General features: G+C 61.1%; 24 protein-coding genes. 15 read left to right on the forward strand and 9 right to left on the reverse strand.

What is annotated here, in order from left to right:
- Window positions 1-28: 28 nt before the first annotated feature.
- The 3 genes from ilvA to FHK92_RS22895 all read right to left on the reverse strand — a co-directional run bounded on the left by ilvA (window position 29) and on the right by FHK92_RS22895 (window position 2,925).
- Window positions 29-1,036: a threonine ammonia-lyase, biosynthetic gene (ilvA, locus tag FHK92_RS22885; protein ID WP_181290112.1), complete on the reverse strand. Its 1,008-nt coding sequence runs from the start codon at window positions 1,034-1,036 to the stop codon at window positions 29-31.
- A 357-nt stretch (window positions 1,037-1,393) separates the two neighbouring features.
- Window positions 1,394-2,542 carry a PQQ-dependent sugar dehydrogenase gene (locus FHK92_RS22890; protein WP_181290113.1) on the reverse strand — a complete coding sequence of 383 codons (1,149 nt, stop codon included), beginning with the start codon at window positions 2,540-2,542 and terminating at the stop codon, window positions 1,394-1,396.
- A gap of 41 nt (window positions 2,543-2,583) precedes the next feature.
- Entirely contained in the window at window positions 2,584-2,925 is a 342-nt protein-coding gene (locus FHK92_RS22895; protein ID WP_181290114.1) for a hypothetical protein, read from the reverse strand.
- Between the two features lie 223 nt (window positions 2,926-3,148).
- On the opposite strand from FHK92_RS22895, the gene ku reads away from it, so the two are divergent.
- Together ku and ligD are read left to right on the forward strand one after the other, a co-directional pair.
- Window positions 3,149-4,039 carry a non-homologous end joining protein Ku gene (gene ku, locus FHK92_RS22900; protein WP_181290115.1) on the forward strand — a complete coding sequence of 297 codons (891 nt, stop codon included), beginning with the start codon at window positions 3,149-3,151 and terminating at the stop codon, window positions 4,037-4,039.
- A 33-nt stretch (window positions 4,040-4,072) separates the two neighbouring features.
- Complete coding sequence (gene ligD / locus FHK92_RS22905; RefSeq protein ID WP_181290116.1) at window positions 4,073-6,055, forward strand: DNA ligase D; 1,983 nt, start codon at window positions 4,073-4,075, stop codon at window positions 6,053-6,055.
- Between the two features lie 5 nt (window positions 6,056-6,060).
- Here ligD and lpxO read toward each other — a convergent pair whose 3' ends face one another.
- Complete coding sequence (lpxO, locus tag FHK92_RS22910; RefSeq protein WP_181290117.1) at window positions 6,061-6,960, reverse strand: lipid A hydroxylase LpxO; 900 nt, start codon at window positions 6,958-6,960, stop codon at window positions 6,061-6,063.
- A gap of 403 nt (window positions 6,961-7,363) precedes the next feature.
- Here lpxO and FHK92_RS22915 point away from each other — a divergent pair, with 403 nt between their 5' ends.
- Together FHK92_RS22915 and FHK92_RS22920 are read left to right on the forward strand one after the other, a co-directional pair.
- Entirely contained in the window at window positions 7,364-8,950 is a 1,587-nt protein-coding gene (locus tag FHK92_RS22915; RefSeq protein ID WP_181290118.1) for an ABC-F family ATPase, read from the forward strand.
- Between the two features lie 355 nt (window positions 8,951-9,305).
- Window positions 9,306-10,499, forward strand: a complete 1,194-nt coding sequence (locus FHK92_RS22920) for an MFS transporter (protein WP_181290119.1) — start codon at window positions 9,306-9,308, stop codon at window positions 10,497-10,499.
- On the opposite strand, the gene FHK92_RS22925 is transcribed toward FHK92_RS22920, so the two are convergent.
- Both FHK92_RS22925 and FHK92_RS22930 read right to left on the reverse strand, forming a co-directional pair.
- Window positions 10,493-11,530 carry an alpha/beta hydrolase family protein gene (locus FHK92_RS22925; RefSeq protein WP_181290120.1) on the reverse strand — a complete coding sequence of 346 codons (1,038 nt, stop codon included), beginning with the start codon at window positions 11,528-11,530 and terminating at the stop codon, window positions 10,493-10,495. The two genes, FHK92_RS22920 and FHK92_RS22925, sit on opposite strands and share 7 nt — an antisense overlap.
- A gap of 180 nt (window positions 11,531-11,710) precedes the next feature.
- Window positions 11,711-12,319, reverse strand: a complete 609-nt coding sequence (locus FHK92_RS22930) for an FMN-dependent NADH-azoreductase (RefSeq protein WP_181290121.1) — start codon at window positions 12,317-12,319, stop codon at window positions 11,711-11,713.
- Window positions 12,320-12,449: 130 nt separating this feature from the next.
- Between FHK92_RS22930 and FHK92_RS22935 the strand changes: the two genes are divergently transcribed.
- A complete protein-coding gene (locus FHK92_RS22935) occupies window positions 12,450-13,358 on the forward strand; it encodes a LysR substrate-binding domain-containing protein (protein ID WP_181290122.1) in 909 nt (302 codons plus the stop codon).
- On the forward strand, window positions 13,355-13,705 hold the full coding sequence (locus tag FHK92_RS22940; RefSeq protein WP_181290123.1) for an MmcQ/YjbR family DNA-binding protein: 351 nt from the start codon (window positions 13,355-13,357) through the stop codon (window positions 13,703-13,705). The genes FHK92_RS22935 and FHK92_RS22940 overlap by 4 nt, the downstream gene beginning before the upstream one ends.
- A 133-nt stretch (window positions 13,706-13,838) precedes the next feature.
- Here FHK92_RS22940 and FHK92_RS22945 read toward each other — a convergent pair whose 3' ends face one another.
- Window positions 13,839-14,261, reverse strand: a complete 423-nt coding sequence (locus tag FHK92_RS22945) for a DUF1294 domain-containing protein (RefSeq protein ID WP_181290124.1) — start codon at window positions 14,259-14,261, stop codon at window positions 13,839-13,841.
- Window positions 14,258-15,088, reverse strand: a complete 831-nt coding sequence (locus tag FHK92_RS22950) for an undecaprenyl-diphosphate phosphatase (protein ID WP_030142700.1) — start codon at window positions 15,086-15,088, stop codon at window positions 14,258-14,260. The genes FHK92_RS22945 and FHK92_RS22950 overlap by 4 nt, the downstream gene beginning before the upstream one ends.
- A gap of 271 nt (window positions 15,089-15,359) precedes the next feature.
- Here FHK92_RS22950 and FHK92_RS22955 point away from each other — a divergent pair, with 271 nt between their 5' ends.
- The 9 genes from FHK92_RS22955 (at window position 15,360) to FHK92_RS22995 (ending at window position 23,731) form a co-directional block, all read left to right on the forward strand.
- Window positions 15,360-16,994, forward strand: a complete 1,635-nt coding sequence (locus FHK92_RS22955) for a methyl-accepting chemotaxis protein (protein WP_181290125.1) — start codon at window positions 15,360-15,362, stop codon at window positions 16,992-16,994.
- 244 nt (window positions 16,995-17,238) lie between these two features.
- Entirely contained in the window at window positions 17,239-17,802 is a 564-nt protein-coding gene (gene pnuC / locus FHK92_RS22960; RefSeq protein ID WP_181290126.1) for a nicotinamide riboside transporter PnuC, read from the forward strand.
- Window positions 17,799-18,323 carry an AAA family ATPase gene (locus tag FHK92_RS22965; protein WP_181290197.1) on the forward strand — a complete coding sequence of 175 codons (525 nt, stop codon included), beginning with the start codon at window positions 17,799-17,801 and terminating at the stop codon, window positions 18,321-18,323. The genes pnuC and FHK92_RS22965 overlap by 4 nt, the downstream gene beginning before the upstream one ends.
- A 310-nt stretch (window positions 18,324-18,633) precedes the next feature.
- Window positions 18,634-19,080 (forward strand): hypothetical protein, encoded by a 447-nt coding sequence (locus FHK92_RS22970; protein WP_181290127.1) that lies wholly within the window; start codon window positions 18,634-18,636, stop codon window positions 19,078-19,080.
- 1 nt (window position 19,081) lies between these two features.
- Window positions 19,082-19,660 carry an adhesin gene (locus FHK92_RS22975; protein ID WP_181290128.1) on the forward strand — a complete coding sequence of 193 codons (579 nt, stop codon included), beginning with the start codon at window positions 19,082-19,084 and terminating at the stop codon, window positions 19,658-19,660.
- Between the two features lie 60 nt (window positions 19,661-19,720).
- Entirely contained in the window at window positions 19,721-20,680 is a 960-nt protein-coding gene (locus FHK92_RS22980) for a heme utilization protein (protein ID WP_181290129.1), read from the forward strand.
- 236 nt (window positions 20,681-20,916) lie between these two features.
- A complete protein-coding gene (locus tag FHK92_RS22985) occupies window positions 20,917-21,597 on the forward strand; it encodes a C39 family peptidase (protein WP_181290130.1) in 681 nt (226 codons plus the stop codon).
- Window positions 21,598-21,654: 57 nt separating this feature from the next.
- Entirely contained in the window at window positions 21,655-22,401 is a 747-nt protein-coding gene (locus FHK92_RS22990; RefSeq protein WP_181290131.1) for a hypothetical protein, read from the forward strand.
- 46 nt (window positions 22,402-22,447) lie between these two features.
- Window positions 22,448-23,731: a hypothetical protein gene (locus FHK92_RS22995; RefSeq protein ID WP_181290132.1), complete on the forward strand. Its 1,284-nt coding sequence runs from the start codon at window positions 22,448-22,450 to the stop codon at window positions 23,729-23,731.
- Window positions 23,732-23,851: 120 nt separating this feature from the next.
- Here FHK92_RS22995 and FHK92_RS23000 read toward each other — a convergent pair whose 3' ends face one another.
- Entirely contained in the window at window positions 23,852-25,177 is a 1,326-nt protein-coding gene (locus FHK92_RS23000; RefSeq protein WP_181290133.1) for a sigma-54 dependent transcriptional regulator, read from the reverse strand.
- Window positions 25,178-25,279: the final 102 nt, after the last annotated feature.

Consider the following 25,279-nt stretch of genomic DNA (forward strand, 5'->3'; position numbering starts at 1 on the left):
CAAAAAAATCACGATGCCCTGCATATTTTCAAGAAACGGCCACACCGGCACGCTCCACCACGTGGCGCAGCGTGTCGAAATTGATGTTGGCACCCGAGTTGATCCCCACCAGCGTCTGGCCTGACGCTGCGCTTTGCGCCACGTATTGCTTGATCCCCGCCACCGCCAACGCGCCTGATGGCTCGGTGATCGAGCGGGTGTCGTCATAGATGTCCCTGATCGCCGCGCAGAGCTGGTCGTTGCTGACCGTCATGACTTCATCGACACAGAAACGACAGATATCGAAGCCATGCTCGCCGATCTGCGCCACTGCCACGCCGTCGGCGAAGGTGCCGACGCTCGGCAGCGTCACCCGTTTACCGGCGGTCAGCGCGGCCTGCAGGCAGGCGGAGTGTTCGGACTCGACGCCGATGATGCGGATTTCCGGACGCAGGTATTTGATATACGCCGCCACGCCGGCGATCAGCCCACCGCCGCCCACCGGCACGAAAACCGCGTCCAACTGGCCTGGATGCTGGCGCAGGATTTCCATCGCGACGGTTCCCTGGCCAGCGATGACATCCGGATCGTCAAACGGCGAGACGAATTGCCGTCCAGTCTGCCGAGCCAGGTCCAACGCAAACGCCAGGGCGAACGGAAAACTCTCACCGTGCAGCAACGCTTCGGCGCCTCGACTGCTCACGCCCGACACCTTCAACTGCGGTGTGGTCAGGGGCATCACGATGGTGGCGCAGATGCCCAACTCCCGTGCGGCCAGCGCCACGCCTTGGGCATGATTGCCCGCCGACGCTGTGATAACGCCCCGGGCGCGTTGTTCCGGCGTCAGCTGCACCAGCTTGTTGTAGGCGCCGCGAATCTTGAAGGAAAACGTCGGCTGCAGGTCCTCCCGTTTGAGCAGGATCCGGTTGCCCAAGGCTTGTGACAACGCTGGGGCCGCTTGCAACGGCGTGGGAATCGCCAGCTCGTAGACCGGAGCGGCAAGGATCTTCTTGACGTAGTGCTCCAGCAGGGTTTGCTCGTCGCTGGTGGGGGTCATGGCGGTCTCCTGGTTCAAATCAGGCCCAGGAGACAGAAAGAAAAAACCCGCCTCGAGGGCGGGTTGGGTGCAGTCGTGAGCTAGCCCGCCAAATAAGGAATGGCGGTAATAATGCTTGGCTGGCTGCGCAGTACGGTGGAAGTCATGGCTGGAAATTAGCCGCGAGGGGGCGGGCAAGTCAATTGAAATTTCTGCGGCCGCGCCCTTGTGGCGAGGGAGCTTGCTCCCGCTGGGTTGCAAAGCAACCCCAATCCAGGCGACGCGGTGAGCCTGACACATCGAGTGTCCGATCTTAGGGCTGCTTCGCAGCCCAGCGGGAGCAAGCTCCCTCGCCACGGATGCTTTATCGCATCGTGATTATTTCAGCCCGACCTTGTACAGCGCGCCGTCATCCTCGTCGGTCAACACATAGAGGAAACCATCCGGCCCCTGGCGAACATCGCGAATACGTTCCTTGAGCTCGCCCAGCAAGCGCTCTTCGTGGACGACCTTGTCGCCGTCGAATTCCAGGCGGATCAGGTCCTTGGACACCAGCGCCCCGATGAAGGCATTGCGTTGCCAAGGCTTGAATCGATCACTGTCATAAAACGCCATGCCGCTGAGGCCCGGCGACACTTGCCAGACATGATGGGGCCCGACGGTGCCTTCGACGGTCTTGCCCTGGGCCTCGGGAATCGGCGCGCCGGAATAGTTGTCGCCATGGGTCGCCAGCGGCCAGCCATAATTCTTGCCACGCTCGATGATGTTCAGCTCGTCGCCGCCCTTGGGGCCGTGCTCGTTCTCCCAGAGCGTTCCGTTCCACGGGTTGAGCGCAGCGCCCTGAGGGTTGCGCAAGCCGTACGACCAGATTTCCGGACGGACGTTTTTCTGGCCGACGAAGGGGTTGTCGTCCGGCACCTTGCCGTCGGGGTAGATGCGCGCAATCTTGCCCTGCAGCTTGTCCAGGTCCTGGGCGGTCGGGCGATCGTTGTTTTCCCCCAAGGTGATGAAGAGGTAGCCGTCCCGGTCGAATACCAGGCGCGAACCGAAGTGGTTGCCCGTGGAAAGCTTGGGTTGCTGGCGAAAAATCACGTCGAATCCCTCCAGACTTTTCAAGTCCTTGGACAACTGCCCACGGCCCACGGCGGTGCCGGCCTTGCCGTCCTCCCCGGCCTCGGCATAGGACAAATACACCGTGCGGTCCTGCTTGAAGTCCGGCGACAGCACCACGTCCAGCAAACCGCCCTGCCCCTTGGCCCAGACCTCGGGAACGCCGCTCAACGGCGCGGACAACTTCCCATCGGCACTAACCCAACGCAGGTTGCCGGGGCGCTCCGTTACCAGCATGCCCTGTTGCTCCGGCAGGAACGCAACCGACCAGGGATGCTCCAGGCCCCTGATAACGGTGGTGACCTCGACGGTGCCTTCCTCGCTCTTGAATGTCTGGACTTGCGCGGCCAGAACCGGTGTAGCGAAGGCCAGTACAGCGCTTGCACAAAGGGTGCTCATCAGGGTTTTACGCAACATGCACACTTCCTTCTGTGGTGATGGGTAGATCAGACGGCGCCTCAGCGATTGCCATTGTTCGGGTTCCTGGGCGGCGTCGGTGATTCAGCGGTGGGGCGCGGCGAACCCGGTGGAGGGCCGGAACGCGGATAGCCATTGCCAATGCCGCCATTTTCCAGGGTGGGTGGCCGAGGAACGGGCACTGTCGGGTTGCCGCGTAGCGTCGGCACATTGGGCTGGGTGCCCTGCATGCTATTGGGATTGGCCCGGCGAATCGGGCTGTTGTAGGGATTGTTGTTGCCCGGCAGGTTCTGCGCCAGGAGCACCGAGCCGTGGCCAGGCGCAGCTGCCTGGACGGCGGTACTTATCAATAACCCTGCGATGGCGAACATCAGCCTGTTCATGGGACACCTCCCGGATTCACGGATACGGCACCGATATATCGAAAGCACGCTACGCCGCAGGTTCGATGTTGTCAGGCGAAATGTCCGGGCGAAGATGTAACCAAGCGTCTCTGGTTTTGGACAAACCCAGGCGCCAACCGCAGCCAACCGGCGCCGGATGGAAACTTTTCCAAATCTCCCAGTGTCACCAGAGAGACTATTCACCGGTAAGGAAATCTGCACCATGGCACGGGCAATCTGGAAAGGCGCAATCAGTTTCGGACTGGTCCACATTCCCGTGGCGCTGGTGTCGGCCACGGCCTCCCAAGGTGTGGATTTCGACTGGTTGGACAAACGCACCATGGACCCAGTGGGCTATAAGCGCGTCAACAAGACCACGGGCAAGGAAGTGACCAAGGACGACATCGTCAAAGGCGTCGAATACCAGAAAGGTCAGTATGTGTTGATCAGCGAAGAAGAAATTCGCGCCGCCCACCCCAAATCCACCCAGACCATCGACATCTTCTCTTTCGTCGACAGCGAAAAAATTCCCCTGCAGAACATCGACAAGCCTTACTTCCTGGCGCCTGACAAACGCGGCGGCAAGGTCTACGCGTTGTTGCGCGAGACGCTGCTCAAGACCAACAAAGTCGCCCTGGCAAATGTGGTGTTGCACACCCGCCAGCACCTGGCGGCGCTCATGCCGCTGGAATCAGCCTTGGTGCTGGTGATGCTGCGCTGGCCAGCAGAAGTGCGCGAACTCGACGTCCTGGAACTGGGCGACGAAGTCACCAGCCCGACGCTGGCCAAGGGCGAGCTGGACATGGCCAAGCGCCTGGTGGAAGACATGAGTGGCGACTGGGAGCCGCAGGAATATCGCGACAGTTTCCAGGACAAGATCATGGAGTTGGTGGAGAAAAAGGCCACCGAAGGCCGGCTCGAAGCGGTGGAAACCGACCCCGGCGAAGAACAACGCAAGACTGCCGACGTCATCGACCTTACCGAGCTGCTCAAGCGCAGCCTCGGTGGCAAAGGCAAGGCGCCCGACAAAACGGCCGAAAAACCCGCGGCAAAATCGACGAAAACGCGCAAATCCGCTCCAGCTAAAAAAGCCACCAAGGCCTCCCGGGGCTGAACCCCGGGCGCCTGTCACACAAGGGAATCTGTCATGGCTAAGGCCGAGAGTGAATCTGCCCGTCTGTCCGCCGTGGAAGCGGACGCAACAACGACTCGCAGCCGCGCCCGACGGGGTAAGCAGGCAGACACCGGCCAGCTCCCGGAACGCCTGTCGCCCCAGTTGGCCACGCCGGTGGAGCAACCACCCGCCGGGGAATGGCGCTATGAGGTGCGGTTCCACGGCTATCGGCTTTTGGCGCGCATCGAGAAAGGTGAGGTCCGGCTGTTCAATCGCCACCACACGGACTGGACCGATCGCCTCAACCTGCATGCGCAAGCCTTGGCGCAGTTGGACTTGGGCGACAGTTGGCTCGATGGCGAACTGGTCCTGCTCGACGACACCGGTCACTCCAACTTCCCTGCCCTGCGCCAGGCGTTCGAGATTGGCCGTAGCGTCGACATGGTGTACTTCCTCTTCGACGCGCCATTCCTCGATGGCGTCGACCTGCGCGAACAACCAGTGGAACAACGCCGCGCAGCGCTGAAGAATGCGTTGAAGAACAACGCCAGCAAGCGCCTGCGGTTTTCCGAGGCGTTTTCCGCCAGCCAACACGACATTTTCGAAAGCGCTTCAGCCCTCTCGCTCGACAGCGTGGTCGGCAAGCGCCTGGGCAGCCCGTATGTCTCGGGACGAAACCCCGATTGGGTCAAGCTCAAGTGTCGGCTGCGCCAATGCTTCGTCATCGTCGGGTTCACACGCCCGCAAGGCAAGCGCAACGGTTTCGGTGCGCTGGTACTAGCGGTCAACGGGCCGTCAGGGCTGGTGTATGCCGGCCGGGTTGGCACGGGTTTCAGCCAGTCCCAGCTCAAACAATTGCACGAACAACTATGTGCCCAGGAACGCCAGACTTCAGCGCTGGACCAACCAATCAAGGGTGCCAAAGGGCGCGATGTGCATTGGGTCGAGCCGACACAGGTCTGCGAGGTCGAATTCGCCGAATGGACCGCTGATGGCTTGGTACGCCAAGCGGTGTTCCTCGATCTACCGGGTGGCAACCAGGCCAGCCGCGTGGTCCGTGAGCAACCCATGCCGATAAAAGCCGCGGCGCCCAAGCCCAAGCGCCGTACCAAAGCCGACACCGCCAAAGTCGACGGCGTGGTCATCACCCACCCCGATCGCGTGGTCGACAGCGTCAGTGGCGTGCAGAAAGCCGAGCTGGCCCAATACTATCTGGAGATCGCTCCGTGGATCCTGCCGCACCTCAAGTTGCGGCCGGTGTCGCTGGTGCGAGCACCCGAGGGGATTGGCGAGGAGCTGTTCTTCCAGAAGCACGCCGACCGTTTGGAAATCCCTCATATCAAACAGCTGGACCAGCGTCTGGACCCCGGCCATGCGCCGCTGATGGAAGTCGACAGTATCCATGCCCTGGTCGGCGCGGCGCAGATGGGCGCGGTGGAATTTCATACCTGGACGGCGACCCATGACCGGATCGAAGCGCCCGATATGTTTGTCCTGGACCTGGACCCGGACCCGTCGCTGCCCTGGAGCGCCATGCTGGAGGCGACGCGCATGACCTTGTCGGTACTCGACGAGCTGGGTCTGCAAGGATTTCTCAAGACCAGCGGTGGCAAAGGCATGCACATCATCGTGCCGCTGGCGCGTAGCGAGGGATGGGACACCACCAAGGCCTTCGCCAAGGCCATATCGAAATTCCTGACCCGGCAGATGCCACAACGGATCACCGCGACCATGGGGCCGAAAAACCGTGTGGGCAAGGTGTTTGTCGACTACCTGCGCAACGCCCGCGGTGCCAGTACGGTGGCCGCCTACTCGGTGCGCGCTAGGCCCGGGCTACCGGTGTCGGTGCCGATCGCCCGGGATGAGCTCGCAGACCTGCGCAATGCCCAGCAGTGGGATATCCAGACTGCGCTGGAACGGGCCAAGGGCCTGGGCGCCGATCCGTGGGAAGGCTATAGCCATCGCCAGCGGATCACCGCCAGGATGTGGGACCAGTTGGAAGCTGAAAAGCCCTGACCTCATCAGATCCAGACGAAAATCCCCAGCAGCGCGCCAAAGAACGCCCACTTCTGCACGTAATACAACGTGCGGTTGCGTTTCTTCAGCGCCTTGCCTTGCAGGCGAATCTTGTACAACCGGGAAAATGCCCGGTTCAGGCCGCCGGTCTTGTCGCCCGCATCGTTCGGCGCTCCGGCGGCGGCCATGACGGTGCGGCTGAACCAGCGGTTGAACGCCGTGGCCCAACGGTATTTCATCGGCCGCTCAACGTCGCAGAACAAGATGATGCGGTTCTGCGGCGTGGTGTTTTCAGCGTAGTGAATGAACGTCTCGTCGAACACCACCGCTTCGCCATCACGCCAGTGATAGGTCTCGCCGTCGACATTGATGTAGCAACCGGCATCGTTGGGCGTTTGCAGGCCAAGGTGGTAGCGATAGGACCCGGCATACGGGTCGCGATGGCGCACCAGTTTCGAGCCAGACGGCAACTCGGCGAACATCGCCGCCTTGATCGATCCGATGCCTTGGACCAGTTCGGTCGTGCGCGGGCACAGCTTCATGGCCGACGGATGGCTGTCGCCGTACCACTTGAGGTAGAAGCGCTTCCAGCCGGTCTTGAAGAACGAGTTGAAGCCCACGTCGTCGTATTGATTGGAACGCTTGATCTCTCCAGCCTGCAGCAGGCTCTGGCCTTCGGCGCGGATTTCTTCCCAATGCGCCTGCAGCGGGCTCAGGTCTGGAAACTGCTCGGGACTGAGGAACGGCTTGTTCGGCCATTTCGAACACAGGTACAGCAAGCAATTGATCGGCGCGAGAAAGGACGAGTGGTCGCTCAGTTGACGACCGAGCTTGTGCCGCACGCGTCCGCGCAGATGCACATAGCCAATGGAAAGGATATAGATCGCAACAATGATGAGCTTCACGGAGTCGGTCAGGCCCAGAAGTGAAGAGGCTGCTTCTCCAGGCCAGCCAAGCGGCAAGGGAGAGGCGTCGAGTGAGATGGCATTTTAGCCAGAGTTTGTAACCTGAAGTTATCCCCCAGTTGTGAAAAACTGTCTAGCCAGGGCAACACCCTATCGTTAACGCGCCCAGATCAGTACAATCGCCGCCAAATATCACGCGCCCCCTTTGGCCGATGCCGGAAATCCCGACTTCGGCGCATATGCACTCGGGCCAGGCGCTCCGTATGCTGCTGTCCTCTTATGCCGGATGGACCCTTGCGCTTGCGACCGCGAAGCCTCTAGCGCGGTGCGGATCGGCGCAAACAGGTACTGAACAGGTACTGCCGCACCCTTAGCTACTCTGAATGTTCCGCAGGATAAACCTTTGATCTCTACAGCTAACATCACGATGCAGTTCGGCGCCAAGCCACTGTTCGAAAACGTCTCTGTCAAGTTTGGCGCGGGTAACCGCTACGGCCTGATCGGCGCCAACGGTTGCGGCAAGTCGACCTTCATGAAAATCCTTGGCGGCGACCTCGAGCCGTCCGGCGGCCAGGTGATGCTGGAGCCGAACGTGCGCCTGGGTAAGCTGCGCCAGGATCAGTTCGCCTACGAGCAATTCTCCGTGATCGACACCGTGATCATGGGCCATGAAGAGCTGTGGAAGGTCAAGGCCGAACGCGACCGCATCTACTCGCTGCCGGAAATGACCGAAGAAGACGGCATGGCCGTGGCCGAGCTGGAAACCGAGTTCGCCGAGATGGACGGCTACACCGCCGAATCCCGCGCTGGTGAACTGTTGCTGGGCCTGGGCATTCCCCTGGAACAGCATTTCGGTCCGATGACCGAAGTCGCGCCAGGCTGGAAGCTGCGTGTGTTGCTCGCCCAGGCCCTGTTCTCCGATCCGGAAGTGCTGTTGCTCGACGAACCGACCAACCACCTGGACATCAACACTATCCGTTGGCTGGAAAACATCCTCACGGCGCGTAACAGCACCATGATCATCATTTCCCACGACCGGCACTTCCTCAACAGCGTCTGCACCCACATGGCCGACCTGGACTATGGCGAGCTGCGCCTGTTCCCGGGCAACTACGACGAGTACATGATCGCGGCCACGCAGTCCCGCGAGCAATTGCTGTCGGACAACGCCAAGAAGAAAGCCCAGATCGCCGAACTGCAGACGTTCGTCAGCCGCTTCTCGGCCAACGCCTCGAAAGCCAAGCAGGCCACCTCCCGCGCCAAGCAGATCGACAAGATCCAGCTGGCCGAGGTCAAGCCATCGAGCCGCGTCAGCCCGTTCATCCGCTTCGAACAGACCAAGAAGCTGCACCGCCAGGCGGTGACTATCGAGCGCATGTCCAAGGGCTTCGACGGCAAGACTCTGTTCAAGAACTTCAGCTTCACCGTCGAAGCCGGCGAGCGCGTGGCGATCATCGGCCCGAACGGCATCGGCAAGACCACCCTGCTGCGCACCCTGATGGGCGAGCTGACGCCGGACGCCGGTACGGTCAAATGGACCGAAAGCGCGGAACTGGGCTACTACGCCCAGGACCACGCCCATGACTTCGCAGACGACGTCAGCCTGTTCGACTGGATGGGCCAGTGGACCCAGGGCGAACAGATCATCCGCGGCACCCTGGGCCGCATGCTGTTTTCCAACGACGAGATCCTCAAGTCGGTCAAGGTCATCTCTGGTGGTGAACAGGGCCGCATGCTGTTCGGCAAGTTGATCCTGCAAAAGCCGAACGTGCTGGTAATGGACGAACCGACCAACCACTTGGACATGGAATCCATCGAAGCGCTGAACCTGGCGCTGGAGAACTACCCGGGCACGCTGATCTTCGTCAGCCACGACCGCGAGTTCGTATCGTCCCTGGCCACCCGCATCATCGAGCTGAGCGCCGACGGCGTGGTCGACTTCAGCGGCACTTATGACGACTACCTGCGCAGCCAGGGTGTCATGTTCTAAGAGCAGCCACGAGCGATAAGCTTCGAGCTGCAAGCAAAAGCCCCGTCCATGTGACGGGGCTTTTTGCATTCAAGGCGCAGTCGCATGCAAGCGATGTCCAGCTAAAAACGATGCCCCCGTGGCGAGGGAGCTTGCTCCCGCTGGGCTGCGTAGCGGCCCCTTCTGTGAGCGCTTCGCACTCAAGCGGGAGCAAGCTCCCTCGCCACGGGTTTTCGACACCCTTGAGTGATCAGCCCTACTCATATGTGCGATAGCGTCAGCAAGTTCACCGTGCAAGGAACCGTTAGCCTGCTTCCTTTTCTCTCCGCCACACGCCATGATGAAGCACTCCTGCCGCTGCCCGCGAACGAGTCCCATGCCAACAGCCCAGCCCGCTCCCAGTTCCTTGTCGATCACTTTGCAGATCGTCTCCATCGTTTTCTATACCTTCATTGCCTTCCTCTGCATCGGCCTGCCGATAGCGGTGCTACCCGGTTATGTCCACGAGCAATTGGGCTTCAGTGCGGTCATCGCCGGGCTGACCATCGGTTCCCAGTACCTCGCCACCCTGCTCAGCCGCCCCATGGCCGGGCGGTTGTCGGACAGTGTCGGGACCAAGCGGGCCATCGTTTATGGCTTGCTGGGGATTCTGCTCAGCGGCGTGCTGACGCTGATCTCGACACTGCTGCAGGACTTTGCGCTGACGAGCCTGCTGATCCTGATCGCCGGTCGTTTGCTCCTCGGGGTGGCCCAGGGCCTGATCGGCGTCGGGACAATCAGTTGGTGCATGGGCCAGGTCGGCGTGGAGCACACGGCCCGTTCGATTTCCTGGAACGGCATCGCTTCCTACGGGGCCATCGCCATCGGTGCGCCGCTGGGGGTGGTGATGGTCGGCAGCCTCGGCTTCGCCAGCCTGGGCATCGCCTTGTCATTGTTGGCCGGCATGGCGCTGTTGCTGATTCGCAACAAACCCTCGGTGCCGGTCGTGCGCGGCGAGCGGCTGCCGTTCTGGGCCGTGTTCGGGCGCATCTCACCGTTTGGCACGAGCTTGTGCCTGGCCTCGATCGGCTACGGCACGCTCACCACCTTCATTACCCTGTTCTACATAAGTCGCGGCTGGACCGGCGCGGCGTGGTGCCTGACGGTCTTCGGCATTTGCTTCATCCTGTCGCGGCTGTTGTTCATTTCCAGCATCGCCCGTTTCGGCGGCTTCAGCTCGGCGATTGTCTGCATGAGCATCGAAACCCTGGGCCTGGTGTTGCTGTGGCTGGCGCCGTCCACCGCGTTCGCCTTGATCGGCGCGGGACTGGCCGGCTTCGGGCTGTCGCTGGTCTACCCGGCGCTGGGGGTGGAGGCCATCAAGCAGGTGCCCAACAGCAGCCGCGGCGCAGGATTGAGCGCCTACGCGGTGTTTTTCGACTTGGCATTGGCGATTGCCGGGCCACTGATGGGCGCGGTGGCGTCGAACCTGGGGTACCCCGCGATTTTCTTTTTTGCCGCACTGCTTTCAATCGTCGGCCTGGGATTGGCCCTGCTGCTGAGGCGTCGGGCCGAAAAAGCCGATTACTGATCGGCCGTCCTCAAGCCGGCCCGCGTCGGCTTGCCCAATGCGTCGCTGAAGAAGCGAGTGGCTTCAGTGATCATGGTGCGATGGATGTCCTTGCGGTCGACGCCGTCGGCGTCGGTGCACAGCGCCGGCATCGCCGCGATCTGCTCGTCGGTGCAGGGGGCCAGGAACACGAAGTGCCCTGCCCCGGCCAATGTCTTGAAATCCGGCGCCGTGGGGAGCTTGCGAGCCAGCGCGGCGGCGTTCTTATCAAACGCCACCAGTTTGTCGCCGTCGCCGCTATACAAGAGCACCGGCACATGCACATCCGCCAGGGTGTGACGCCCGAACTTCAAGCTCAGCGGCGCCATCAGCAGTAATGCACGCACCCGGGGATCCGCCACCGGGGCCAGGTCATCGCGATCGGCAACCAATTCACCTTGGGTATTGCACGCGTCGCGGTCGTCCGGTCGCTCCTGGCAATAGCGCCGCAGGCGATTGAGGTCTGGCGTGGCGCCGGACAGGATCAAGGCGGTTTCGCCACCCGCCGAATAACCGATGACGCCGACTTGCCCGGCATTCACGAAGGGAGAAAGCATCGGGTCATTTAATGTCGCGGTGATGGCCTCGGAAATCTGGATCGGTCGACCATACAGGTTGCTCAAGGTACCGAGCCGGCTGTGATCCTGGGCGTTGTCGCCGGGATGAATCACCGCCACCACGACGAATCCCTTGCGGGCCAGTGATGTGGCCAGGTCATGCAGGGCCAGCGGCGTGCCCGTGTTGCCGTGGGACAGCATCAACAGCGGAAACCGCCCGATGGCGATCTGGGCCTCCGGTGCCGCGTCGATCTGATAGCCCCCCAGCGAGCTCGATTGCTCCCGGGCAGTCGATGGATAAAACGCGATGGCGTGCATCGGCTGTTGATCCAGCGGATCGAGAAAATTCAACTCATGAAAGCCTGCGCTCCAATGCGGATGCGGCGCCGGCGCGGCGTGCACCGAACCGAGACTGGTAGCCAGACAAAGCAGCAACGCTGCACCAAGACGTTTCATTTGAATCTCACCTTCACCAGCGCGCGGGAAGGCCCCGCTGCTCGCACATTGGCCGTGCATAACCTGCGCCAGAAACCGGCGCCAAATGCAGGAAAACCCTGCATCCCGGCCATCCAATGACGACGAGAATACAGGGTTTTCCGAAGGTTGCCCGTAATGCTTGGGGCTTTTACGCAAGCCTTACGCAGCGGCGAACTGCTGGCCGATCTGCAACTGGGCCTCATGCATGGCTTTGGCGCGCATGTCGTCACCGTAGGCCAGGCCTTCGGCGCGGACAAATTCGATGTCGGTGATGCCGAGGAAACCGAAGACCAGTTTCAGGTATTCCTCATGGCCGACGCCGCTTGGCTGGCCGGCATGCAGGCCGCCGGAGGTGGAAACAATCAGCAGCTTCTTGCCACCACACAGGCCTTCGGGACCGGCCTCGGTGTAGCGGAACGTCTTGCCGGCCACCGCGATGCGGTCGATCCAGGCCTTGAGCTGCGTTGGGATGCTGAAGTTGTACATCGGCGCTGCAATCACCACCGCGTCTGCCGCGAGGAACTCGGCCATGGTCGACTCACTGAGCTCGGCTTCGTGCTTGAGGGCGGCGTCACGCAGTTCGGCGCTGGTGCCAGCGGCAACCAATGTCTGGGAGGAGAAATGGCTGATGGCGTCGGCGGCCAGGTCACGATAGGTGACGGTAATGTCCGGCTCGGCGGTTTTCCACGCTTGGACAAGCTCACGGCTCAATTGGCGCGAAGCGGAGTTGTCGCCGAGGATGCTCGAATCGATGTGCAACAGTTTCATATGAGTACTCTCCAAGTGAGGACCGCAGCTGGGCGATCAATTGAGGACAATCCTATCGATGAAACCAATGGCCGATAAGTCAGCAACAATGCGATAGTTCGTTCCACTGACAGGACAATCGAGGCCAGACATGCAAGACCTCAACGATCTCTATTACTTTGCCAAGGTGGTCGAAGCCGATGGCTTCGCGGCTGCCGGGCGTTTGCTGGGTATTCCGAAGTCGCGGCTGTCGCGGCGCATCGCCGAGTTGGAGGAACGCCTCGGTGCCCGGCTACTGCAACGCACGACGCGCCAGTTGAAGCTCACCGCCGTCGGCGAACGCTACCTGCGCCATTGCCAGGCGATGTTGCTCGAAGCGGAGATGGCCGACGAAGCGGTGGCGAGCATGTCCAGCGAACCCCGCGGGCGGTTGCGGGTGTCGAGCCCCGTGGGGCTGGCGCATCAGTTCTTGCCGTCGATCATCGAAACGTTCCTGGCGAAGTATCCCCAAGTGCAATTGGAGATGACCCTGCTGAACCGGCGGGTGGATTTGATCGGCGAAGGCATCGACGTAGCGTTGCGCGTGCGCGATCTTGGCGACGAAGACCCGTTGCTGATGACCCGACGCCTGCGTCAGGCCCGGCTGATGATGGTCGCCAGCCCGGCCTTCACCCAGGGACGGCGGATCGAAACCCCGGACGACCTGAGGCAACTGCCGGTGTTGGGCGCGCTGGAGGCCGATCGACTGGTCCATCTGCGCCTGCTCGACAGCACCGGGCAAAATGTCGATCTGGCCCTGGAAGCGCGCCTGGGCATCGACGATTTCATTGTGCGTCGCGCTTGCGCCCTCGCCGGCCTGGGTTTCACGTTGCTGCCCAGCATGTATTGCGAAGAAGAACTGCAGGACGGCAGGTTGGTGGAACTGTTGCCTGGCTGGTCATCGCCCGATGGCTGGTTGCAGGCGGTCTATCCTCACCGGCGCGGTATGCTGCCGGCGGTGCGCGCCTGGATCGATCATCTGGTGGTGGCGTTCGAACAATGTGGAGACAAAACGATATGAGCTTGAGCGAAGAGGATGTCGCACAGTTTTGCCTGGGCTTGCCAGGCGCCAGGGAGGATTACAAATGGGGTGGCGTGCGGGTGTTTTCCATCGCGGTAAACAAGATGTTCGCCTTGCAGGGGCTGCGCAGCGACTCGTTGGCGTTCAAGGTCGACAAGGACCTGTTCCTTGGTCATTGCGACCGGCCAGGCATCCATCCGGCGCCTTATCTGGCCCGGGCACAGTGGATCATCATGAACGTGCCCTACCCGCTGGGCGATGATGAGTTACGCGGGTTGCTGCAGCGCTCCCATCAACTGGTGGTGAGCAAATTGCCGAAGCGGACGCAGGTTGGGTTGTTGCTGTAGCGGTGGCTGGCGGGTACAACCGACCCACTGTGGGAGCGAGCTTGCTCGCGATGAGGTCAGCCCAACCAGTATCAATATTGGATTGAAGACCGCTATCGCGAGCAAGCTCGCTCCCACAAGGGATGCGTGGCGGCTAGAACAACGCCAACAGATGCCCGCCCAGGAACAACTGGTCGACCCAGAATCCCTGGTGCAACAGCACGATGAACCAGAACACCACTTGGAACGACACCTTGCGAGTCTTGTGGCGAAACACCTGTTGCGCCAGCAACGCGCCGGGCCAGCCGCCGGCCAGTTCGACGGCGTGCAATACATTTTCCGGCGTACGCCAGGCGTCTGCCCGCGCCTTGCGCTTGTCGCTCCAGTAGAGCAGGAATGCCACCAGGCTGACGCTGCCATAGGCGACCATCGGGACCCAGGATTCGCCTTGCAGCCCAAGCAGCAGCGAACCTACCAGCGGCAACGCGCACAGCAGCGCGAACACCATCAGTTTGAGCCGCAGGTTCTGTACGGCTCCGCCGGAATGACGCACGGCGCGCCTGGCCGATTCGGTCATGGCTTGGCCGCTGACCAGTCCACCCAGCCAAACTGCCAGGTCGCCAGGATCAACAGGCCAAACGCGATCCGATACCAGGCGAAGACCGCGTAGCTGTGGCTGGCGATAAACCGCAGCAAGCCTTTGACGGCGATCATTGCAAAGATGAACGCGGTAATGAAACCAATGGCAAACACCGGGAAATCCGCCGGGACGAACAGCTCGCGGTATTTGTAGCCCGAGTAAACTGCAGCACCGACCATGGTCGGCATCGCCAGGAAGAACGAGAATTCGGTGGCAGTCTTGCGGGACAGGCCAAACAACAGCCCGCCGATGATGGTCGCTCCGGAGCGGGAGGTGCCGGGAATCATCGCGATGCACTGGGCCAGGCCGACTTTCAGGGCGTCCTTCCACGTCATGTCATCCACGGTTTCGGCGTGGACCTGATGCTGGCGCCGCTCGGCCCAGAGCATCACGAACCCACCCAGCACCAGCGCCGTAGCCACGGTGATCGGGTTGAACAGGTAATGGTGGATCCAGTCGGCAAGCAGCACGCCCAGGATCACCGCCGGAAAGAAGGCAATCAGCAGGTTGGCGGTAAACCGACGGGCACCGGGTTGCGTCGGCAGGCCCAGCACCACGTCGAAGATCTTGCGCCGAAACTCCCAGACCACCGCGAGGATCGCGCCGAGCTGGATGATGATGTTGAAGGCCATCGAACGCTCGCCCCCGAACTCGAGCAAGTCGGCAACGACGATCTGGTGCCCCGTGCTGGAAATCGGCAGGAACTCCGTCAGCCCCTCAACCACGCCAAGAATCAATGCCGAAAAGGCTGTCCACAAATCCATTATTCCCCCAAAAAAGGCCAGTCTGCTCAGGCCTCATCACTATTTAAACGTCGTGCAGGTGCACGCAGCGGCTGCACGATAACCGCGACCTTGCAAAAAAAACCAATGAAAAAGCAGAACCGACTCAGGTTTTGCGCTGCGGGGCCGAAATCCTATCAGACAAGCCCTGATAACGCTGCCGCGTCATGACCCAGGTCAATTCAGCAGGGCCGCCGAGCGTTAAAGTGCCGGCCGTCGTATATGACAAGAATAAAAACCGGAGTGACAGCGTATGAATAGCTTGCGCAGTGTATCGATCAGCCGACGCTTGTGGCTCATCCTGATCGTGGCGGTCGTGATGTTGTTCACGCTCGGCGCGTTGATGCTCAAACAGATCCACAGCGATCTGTATCAAGCCAAGGTCCAGAAAACCCAGCACGTGGTGCAGACCGCCAGCGGTGTGCTCACCTATTACCATGGCCTGGAAACGGCTGGCACCCTGACTCGCGAAGCGGCGCAAAAGCAGGCCCTCAGCGCGGTTCGTGGCCTGCGCTACAACCAGACGGACTATTTCTGGATCAATGACCTGACGCCGGTCATGGTCATGCACCCGGCCAACCCGAAGCTCGAAGGCCAGAACCTCTCGGCCATCCGCGACCCCAACGGGTATGCGCTGTTCAACGAAATGGTCGCCATCGCCAAGGCCAAAGGCGCCGGCATGATCAACTACCTCTGGCCGAAACCGGGTGCCGAGGCGCCGGTGGGCAAGACCTCCTACGTCCAGCTATTCGAACCCTGGGGTTGGATCATCGGTTCTGGCGTTTATGTGGATGATGTCCAGGCCGAATTCCAGTCCCAGGTGATCAAGGCCTCGCTGGTCGGCCTGGTGATTACTCTGCTGATGGGCGTGCTGTTGACCCTGATCGTACGCAGCATCGTCCGTCCTCTGCAGGAGACCGTAAACGCCATGGCCAACATCGCCAGCGGCGAAAGCGACCTGACCCGTACCCTCGATACCCACGGCCAGGATGAAGTCACCCAGTTGGCGCGGCACTTCAACGCCTTCACCGCCAAGCTGCGCCAGGTTGTCGGCCAGTTGCAGGTCTCGGCCAGCGCATTGGGACAATCGTCCAGTGAACTGGGCAACGACGCCGCCCAGGCCCAGCAGCGCAGCCAACAGCAATCGCAGCAAATGGAACTGGTCGCGACTGCCATCAACGAAGTGACCTATGGCGTGCAGGACGTGGCAAAAAACGCCGAGCACGCGGCCAGCGAGATGCGCGATGCCGAGTCCCAGGCCCAGCAAGGCCAGGTCAATATCGACGGCAGCCTGCAACAGATCGACCGGCTGTCCCAGACCATCGACCAGGCCGTGGAGGTGATCCGCACCCTGGCCAGTGAAAGCACCCAGATCGGCAGCGTGCTGGAAGTGATCCGCTCCATCGCCGAGCAGACCAACCTGCTGGCGCTCAACGCTGCGATCGAAGCCGCCCGCGCCGGCGAGCAAGGCCGTGGCTTTGCCGTGGTAGCCGATGAAGTGCGCTTGCTGGCCCAGCGCACACAAAAATCCACCGCCGAAATCCAGGCCATGATCGAACGCCTGCAAAACCATTCCGAAGCCGCAGTGAAAGTCATCAGCGACAGCAGCCGTGCGTCGCAACTAACGATCGAGCAGGCCGGCCTTGCCGGCGCCAGCCTCAACGCCATCGGCCAGGCCCTGCGCAATCTCAACAGCCTGAACGCCTCCATCGCCAGCGCCACCCTGCAACAGGCCCACGTGGTGGAAGACATCAACCAGAACGTCACCCAGGCCGCCGGCCTCTCCCACAGCACCGCCGTGGCTGCCGAGCAATCGAGCCTGGCGAGCGCGCGCCTGAAGGACCTGAGCGAACAGCTGAACGGGTTGCTCAAGCAATTCCGGGTCTGAGAAACACCCTGTGGGAGCGAGCCTGCTCGCGAAGACGGTGGAATATTCAGCATGGATTCAAGCTGAGGTTCCGCTTTCGCGAGCAGGCTCGCTCCCACATTGATTCGGTGCTGACCTCAGGTTCGTTGTCCACTTTCATCTCCCTTTCTCGCAATAGCACCAGTGCGTTCAGCGCAGAGATTGGAGCTCTACGCCCCATAGCGTTTACAATCCCCGCCCTTCTCGACTTCCCCAAGGAACCGCCATGTCCGGGCTTGAACTGTTTGCCGCAGCCCTCGGCGTGATCGCGGTCTGGCTGACCGTCAAGCAGAACCCCTGGTGCTGGCCGATCGGCCTGGTCATGGTGTTGCTGTACACCTGGATATTCTTCGACGTGAAGTTGTATTCCGACATGTTGCTTCAGGTCATCTACGCCGTCCTGCAACTGTACGGCTGGTGGCAGTGGACCCGTGCCGGGCGCAACCACGACGGACGACAGGTGACGCGTCTTGAAGGCCCGTCAGTGGCCCTCGGCCTGGCCATCGGTGCGACAGGCAGCCTGGCGTTGGGGGCGGCGATGGCCCATTGGACCGACGCCGCGCAACCCTGGCTCGACGCCGCGCTCACCGGGTTCAGCCTGGTAGCCCAGTGGTGGATGGCACAGAAACGCGTGCAATGCTGGCCGCTGTGGATCGTCCTGGATGTGATTTTCGTGGGCCTGTTCATTTACAAAGGCCTGTACCTGACCGCCGCGCTCTATGCCCTGTTCACGCTACTGGCGGTGCAAGGCTGGCGGGAATGGCGCGCCGACCCGGCGCTGCGCGCATGAAGGTGGTGGTGCTGACCGGCCCGGAATCCAGTGGCAAGAGCTGGCTGGCGGCGCAATTGCAGGCCCATTTTGGCGGCTTGCGAGTGGATGAGTACGTGCGCGATTTCATGGAACAGACCCAGCGTGACACCTGCCTGGGCGATATCACCGACATCGCCTCCGGGCAATTGGCCCGGGAAGACGCGGCTCGCACCCAGCAGCCGCCACTACTGATTCTCGACACGCACCTGCTGAGCAATATCCTCTGGAGCCAGACCCTGTTCGGCGACTGCCCGAGCTGGCTCGAACCGGCCTTGCTGGCGCGTCATTACGACTTGCACCTACTGCTTAGTCCGGAGCAGGTCGAATGGGTCGGTGACGGCTTGCGTTGTCAGCCAGCGCTAGTCGAACGCGTGGCTTTTTTCGAAGCCATCGAAGGCTGGCTGATTCGCCACCGGCAAACTTTCGTCAAGATCGATGGTGATTGGGCTCAACGTCGCGAGCGCGTATTTGAGGCCGTTTCTCGGCTACTCCAGGCTTGAGTTGTTACATGGCTGAAACAGCGAGCGCCTGCCAAAGGCGGATCCAAAGCCGCTTCACGTCATTGCCGGCCTGACTGTCAAGTCACTGAAACACCCTCCTCCCAAGCCTGGATCCAGAGCCATACGACGGCGGGCGACCCGTCGTGACTCGCAAGGGTCGTCTCAGGATTGAAACAGGTTGCGCGCCAGATATTTGCCATATCTTTCAAGTCATTGAATCAAAAGACTTTTCAAAACACGGCACAACACCTGCTTTTCCCCTTCGCAACGCTGACTAGGGCCAGCGTCCAGTGAAGAAGGAATCGATGTCATGGGGACATTCAACGGAAGGTTGATCTGTCTGTTGTTGATTGGCTGCGCCGCCAGCGCGACGTTCAGTGTGGCTGCGCAGGCCGAGGGCAACGGCGTCATCGTACTCAACCGTGACGTGCAACCCGTTCATATCGGTCGAAATGGCGGCAAAGACCCCTACCCGACCACCGTCAATGCCAATCCGTCCGATCGGATCAACCAAGCAATCGCCAGCACCGAGCTGAGCGACGGCGAATTCGCCAGCGTGGCCAGCGGCTCGACGATCCGTAACACGGTCAACCCGACCACTGGCGTACAAGGCCTCAACGTCGTGACCAACCCCAACGGCATGCCCGGCATGGGTGCCGGCCACGGCGGCGGTAGCGGCGGCGCAATCTCCGGCACCATCAACCGCTCGCTGAGTTCCGGCCTGGCCCCATTGGGTCGGCTGGCGGGAGGCCAGTGAGATGAACTCGACCTGGCTCATGATCGCCTTGCTCGGCTCATCCGCCGCGCTCGCCGATCCAGGCGTGGCAGTGAACAGCCATGCCGATCTGCAGAACTCCGGCAGTCGCTACTCCGGCAACTTCAACCTCAACCAGGCGGCTGGCGACCAGACCCAGCAGACCAACACCCGCGCGATCGCCATCGGCACCAACGCCCAGGTGACCACCGTCGTGCGCCAACGCCTCGACACGTCTGCCAGCCCGGCGGTGAACGCCAGCGCGCGCATCGGCGGCAGCTCATTCATCAACGGCAACGGTGTGCTGGGCGTCAACCAGTCCGCCGGCGCCAATAACCAGATGGCCAATGTCATGCGCGTAGGCATCAGTGCCCGCCCGCAGAGCATGGATGACAGCGCCCTTTCCCAACAGAACGTGGCGCTGGTACCGAACTCCGGAGCAACTGACACCCCAACCGGCAGTCGCCAGGTCGCTACCAGCGACCAGGCCTTCACCGGCAGCCGAGGGGTGATCCAGGTGAACCAGAGTGCCGGGGTGGGGAACCGCATGGCTAACACCCTGAGCATCCGGGTCGCTGACTGACTCGGCGCAGCACATAAGAAAGAACCAACACTTAACCAACGACACGCAAGGAGAAACACCATGAAACCTACAATGGCGCTCAAACCATTGGTTTTCGCTCTCGCCGCTGTCATGGCAATGGCTGCACAGGCTGGAGGAAACGACAACAACGGTCATGGCAACGGCCATGGCAACCATGGTCATCAAGGGCCGACGCTGGATCAATTGCTCTCTATCAGTGCCGGCGCTGGGGCCACGGTGCTGGATGAGCAGAACAGCGACGGCAACGTAGTGACCAACCAGGCGACCCGCAACACCGCCGAGGCCACTGACTCGCTCAATGGCAGCAACGGCAACATGGGCGCCAACATCGCGGCCGGCGATGGCAACCAGCAGGACAACGCCGCCGCACTGGCCACCGCCGACGAGAGCTTCATCTTCGGTTCGGCTGTCGCCGCTTCCAGCGCCACGCAAGTCAATAACAACAACTATGTGAAAAACAACTCCACGCAAAACAACGCCTCGCTGACCAATGCGGGCAACAACGGCTCCGGCAACATCGGCATCAACGTAACCGCCGGCAACTTCAACCAACAGAAAAACAACCTGGCCATCGCCGTGTCGGGTGGCCGTGTCGCCCAGGCCTCGGCCTCGGCCGACCAGTCCTCCACCGGTCTCGTCGTGGATAACAAAGGCGTCAAGAACTACAAGACCGACACCCTTACCAACACCTATGAAGCGTCCGGTAGCTTCAAGGCCAAAGGCACGATCAAGGATGAGGGAGGCTGGGACAACAAGGGCGGTTACGGCGGTCATGACGGCGATAAGATCTCCGTCGCAGGCACGTTCGAACTGGCCGGTAGCAACACCCAGCAAGTGTTGACTCGCGACGGTTGGAAAAACCCTGTCTACAACAACGCCACCATGACCAACTCCATGAACGGCTTCTCCGGCAACGGCGGCGCCAACGTGTCGGCGGGCGTGGGCAACCAGCAAAGCAACTCGCTGTCGATTGCGGCTGGCTGCAAGGCTTGCATGTAAACGCGCATGAAACGAAGCCCCCGGCAACAGTAATGCTGTTCCCCTAGGGTTTGGATGAATCTTGTGGCGAGGAAGCTAGCTCCCGCTCGGTTGCGCAGCAACCGCAAAAACTTGGAGCCGCTCCGCAGCCCAGCGGGAGCAAGCTCCCCCGCCACGGACTCATTTCAATGCTTTAGATGAAGGGCGCTGCTGGGAAAAGGGGCTTTTTTCCCGGATGTCCATCAGGCGTATTGATCATGCGTGCGACTGCCCTTTGCCTGTTCATTTGCTTTGCCTGTGCGACCGAAGCTGCGCAGATGCCCGTCGCCGCCCTGCCTGGCGGCATGCTGGTCTACAAACCCGTGCAAAGCGTGCGCGAGCGCAAGTTCAGCGACATCGTCGAACAGAAAACCGATTTCAGTTGCGGCGCCGCCGCGCTGGCCACTGTGTTGCGCCAGGCCTATTGGCTTGATGTCGATGAAGAACACGTCATCAAGGGCATGTTGGTCAATGCCGACGAGGACCTGGTTCGTACCCAGGGGTTTTCCATGCTGGACATGAAGCGCTACGTGGAAACCATCGGCATGCGCGCCCGTGGCTATCGGATACCGCCGGAAAAGCTCGAAGCGGTGACGATCCCGGTTGTGGTCCTGATGGAAATCCGCGGCTACAAGCACTTTGTGGTGTTGCAGCGGGCCGACAAGCAATGGGTCTACATCGCCGACCCGGTGCTGGGGCACAAGCGCTACGCCCATGATGAGTTCGCCAAAGGCTGGAACGGCATCGTCTTCGCCATCGTCGGTCCCGGTTACGACAAGACCAACGCCTTGCGCAGCCCGCCGCAACCGCTGACGGCGCGTAACAAACTGGACGGATTCAACCCGGTCAAGGATGCGGAATTGATGGATTTCGGCTTCATCCAGAGCGACTTTTTCTAAGCGCCGTACAACTGCCAATAAAAATACAAAAGGAGCAGGATGCTCCGGGAGCAACACATGAAACGCTCATACTGGCTCATGCTGGCCTGCCTGGCCGCAACGACGTCGGGTCTTGCCCACGCCGGTTTCAAACCCATCGAAGTCAAGGACCAGGAGCTCGCCGAGCTGCGCGGTCGCTACGTCATGCCCGGAAGGGTCATCAGCTTTGGCATCGTCATGAGCAGCACCTGGCGCAACGCCAGTGGCGACGTGATCGGCGCGTCCAGCTCCATGCAGATCCAAGCCTCAACGGTCAAACCGCAATTCTACGTCTCGACCATCAAGCAAACCGGTAACGGCAGCACCCCGGAACAGGGCAGCGGCACGATTACCGGTGGCGCCGGCCTTGGCTCAGGCCAGGGCGTGACCCAGAGCGTGCGTGCCGCGGGCGATGGCAACAGCGCCTACAACAACGTCAGCATCAACGTGAAGGAAAGCAACCAGGCACCTGCGCTGGCGCCATCCCAAGGCCAACTGCTGACCAAGGGCCAGACCATCAGCGGCAGCAACGCCGCCGGCAGCGTCGCGGTCACCGCGACCGGCAGCGGCGTGCAAATGGCGATCCAGGCCAACCACAACCAGGGCAGCACCCTGCAACAGGTGGCCCAGGGTGGTTTGTTGCAGAACACCCGCCTGCTGGGCAACAGCAACCTGGTCAACAACATGACCCAGCTCAACGTGGTGCTGAACAATAACGGCCCCAGCGCCGGGGCCTTGGACTGCAATTTGACGCAGCTTCGTGGTCTCCGAAATCTCGGATATTGATCTACGCTGATTTCCGATCATTGGCACACTAGGGACGGCATATTTCATGTATCGATCCGTATCGTTGCGCGCTGTGATGTGTTTAAGCACGTTGTTCCCGGCCACTTTGCTGCAAGCAGCCCCCGATGCCGACATCGAGGCACTGAAACAAGAACTTCTCGAACTCAAGCAACGCTACGAGGTCCAGCAAAAAGCCCTGGCGGTACTCGAACAACGAGTCCGCCAGGTAGAGGATCAACCCGCCGCCCCACAGCCCAAGCGCCTGGCCAAATCGCCAGCCGACATGAAAGGCAACCAGGGTGTCGCCGGCAGTGGTTCGGCAACGGCGGGAGGCAGCGGCTACGGGCAATCCCTGGCTGACGATTCACAACCGGCACAAAGCGTTTCCAACCTGTATGACGAGGCCAGCGGCTTTTTCGGCGGCGGCAAATTCAGCTTCGAAACCGGCGTGACCTATTCGCGCTACGACACGCGGCAACTGATCCTCAACGGTTTCCTGGCCCTGGATTCGATTTTCCTCGGCAACATCAACCTGGACCGGATCAAGGCCGACACCTGGACCTTGGATCTCACCGGTCGCTACAACTTCGACAATCGCTGGCAGTTCGACCTCAACGTGCCGGTGGTCTATCGCGAATCCACCTATCAGTCCGGCGGCGCCAACCAAGGCGCGGCCGGGGTCACCAGCGAAGAAACCGTGACCCGCGACCCGACCATCGGCGACGTCAATTTCGGCATCGCCTATAAGTTCATGGACGAATCGGTCAACAGCCCGGACGCGGTCGTGACCCTGCGCGTCAAGGCGCCCACCGGCAAGGACCCGTTCGGCATCAAGCTGCGCCAATCCCAGGCCAACACCAACCTGTTCGTGCCGGAAGACCTGCCGACCGGCAACGGCGTCTGGTCGATCACGCCCGGTATTTCGCTGGTCAAGACCTACGATCCGGCGGTGCTGTTCGGCAGCCTGTCCTACACCCACAACTTCGAAGAGTCGTTTGACGACATCAGTTCCACGGTCAATCAGGAAGTACCGGGCAAAGTGCGGATCGGCGACAGCTTCCAGATTGGCGGAGGTATCGCCTTTGCCTTGAATGAAAAGATGAGCATGGCGTTCTCGGTGTCCGATCTGGTCCAGAAGAAAAGCAAGCTCAAGCAGGACGGCGGGGACTGGGAATCGGTAGTCTCGAGCGACGCCAATGCCGGCTACTTCAATATCGGCATGACGCTGGCGGCCAGCGACAACCTGACCATCGTTCCCAACCTGTCCATCGGGCTGACGGACGATGCGCCGGACTTCACGTTTAGCCTGAAATTCCCGTATTACTTCTGATGCCCCTCCCTTGTGGGAGCGAGCTTGCTCGCGATGAGGTCCTCTCAGCCAACATTGATGTTGACTGGCAGGCCGCCATCGCGAGCAAGCTCGCTCCCACAGGTTTTGCGCAGCTTTGAATCAGCGAATCTGATGCTTGTGCAACAACCGATAGAACGTCGGCCGCGATACGCCCAACACCCGGGCCGCGACACTCAGGTTGTCGCTGTGGCGGTTGAGTACATCGCTCAGCGCCTGCCGCTCGGCGCGGGTCTTGTAGTCTTCCAGGGTGCCCATCGGTGCGGTGACGCCTTGATGGCTCGCCAGGCCGAGGTCCCGGGCTTCGATCTGCCGCCCCTCCGCCAGCACCAGGCCGCGACGAACACGGTTGGCCAGTTCGCGGACATTACCGGGCCAGTCGTGCATCCCCATCGCCACCAAGGCGTCTTCACTGAAGCTGCGTGGTCGCCGGCCGGTTTCGTGGCTATAGAAATGCGCGAAGTGACTGGCCAGCATCGACAAGTCCCCGTGACGCTCTCGCAACGGTGCCATCACTACCTGCAAAACGTTCAAGCGGTAGTAAAGGTCTTCGCGAAAACGCTTGTGTTCGATCGCCGCTTCCAGGTCCACATGGGTGGCCGCGAGCACCCGCACATCAACCGCAATCGGCTGGCTGCCCCCCACGCGCTCGATGTGTTTTTCCTGGAGAAACCGCAGCAGGTTGGCCTGCAGCTCCAGCGGCAGGTCGCCGATTTCGTCGAGGAACAACGTGCCGCCGTGGGCCGCTTCGATCCGTCCGATCTTGCGTTGATGGGCGCCGGTAAAGGCTCCCTTCTCATGGCCGAACAGCTCGGACTGGATCAGATGTTCGGGGATTGCGCCGCAATTGATGGCGATAAACGGTTTATTGCGCCGGTGCGATTGGTAATGCAGGGTGCGCGCCACCAATTCCTTGCCGGTACCGCTTTCGCCACGGATCAGCACCGGTGACTCGGCGGGCGCCAGTTTGCTCAATAATTTGCGCAGCTCGCGAATCGGTTTGCTGTCACCCAGCAATTCATGTTCCGGCTGGTCGATATGAACCGAGCCCTGGCCCCTCAGCCGCGCCATGCCAAAGGCACGGCCTAGCGTCACCTGGACCCGGGAAACATCGAAGGGCAACGTGTGGAAGTCAAAAAACCATTCGCAGACAAAATCACCGACATTTTTCAGGCGCAGCACTTCCTGGTTGAGCACAGCGATCCATTCCGCGCCGCTGCGGCTGATCAATTCTTTAACCGCTTCGGGGCGCTCCAGATGAAAAGGCTGCAACCGCAAGAGGCCAACGTCGCAGCTTCGGTCGCTTGCGTGCTCCAGGGAACAACTGTCGACATTCCAGCCGATGGCACGCAGCCCCGGCATCAGGCGATGACAATCATCGCAAGGATCGACCACGAGCAGACGACGCAACGCACTGGCTTCGATCATGACTGATCCTTGGCGCCAAAAATAAGGAAATATGATTAGAAACAGGCGTTTGGCGAACCTGCATGTAACAGTAGCAAGAAGTTGACACTTGCTTGTATCGAT

The sequence above is a fragment of the Pseudomonas brassicacearum subsp. neoaurantiaca genome (assembly GCF_013608025.1).
Taxonomy (GTDB): Bacteria; Pseudomonadota; Gammaproteobacteria; order Pseudomonadales; family Pseudomonadaceae; genus Aquipseudomonas.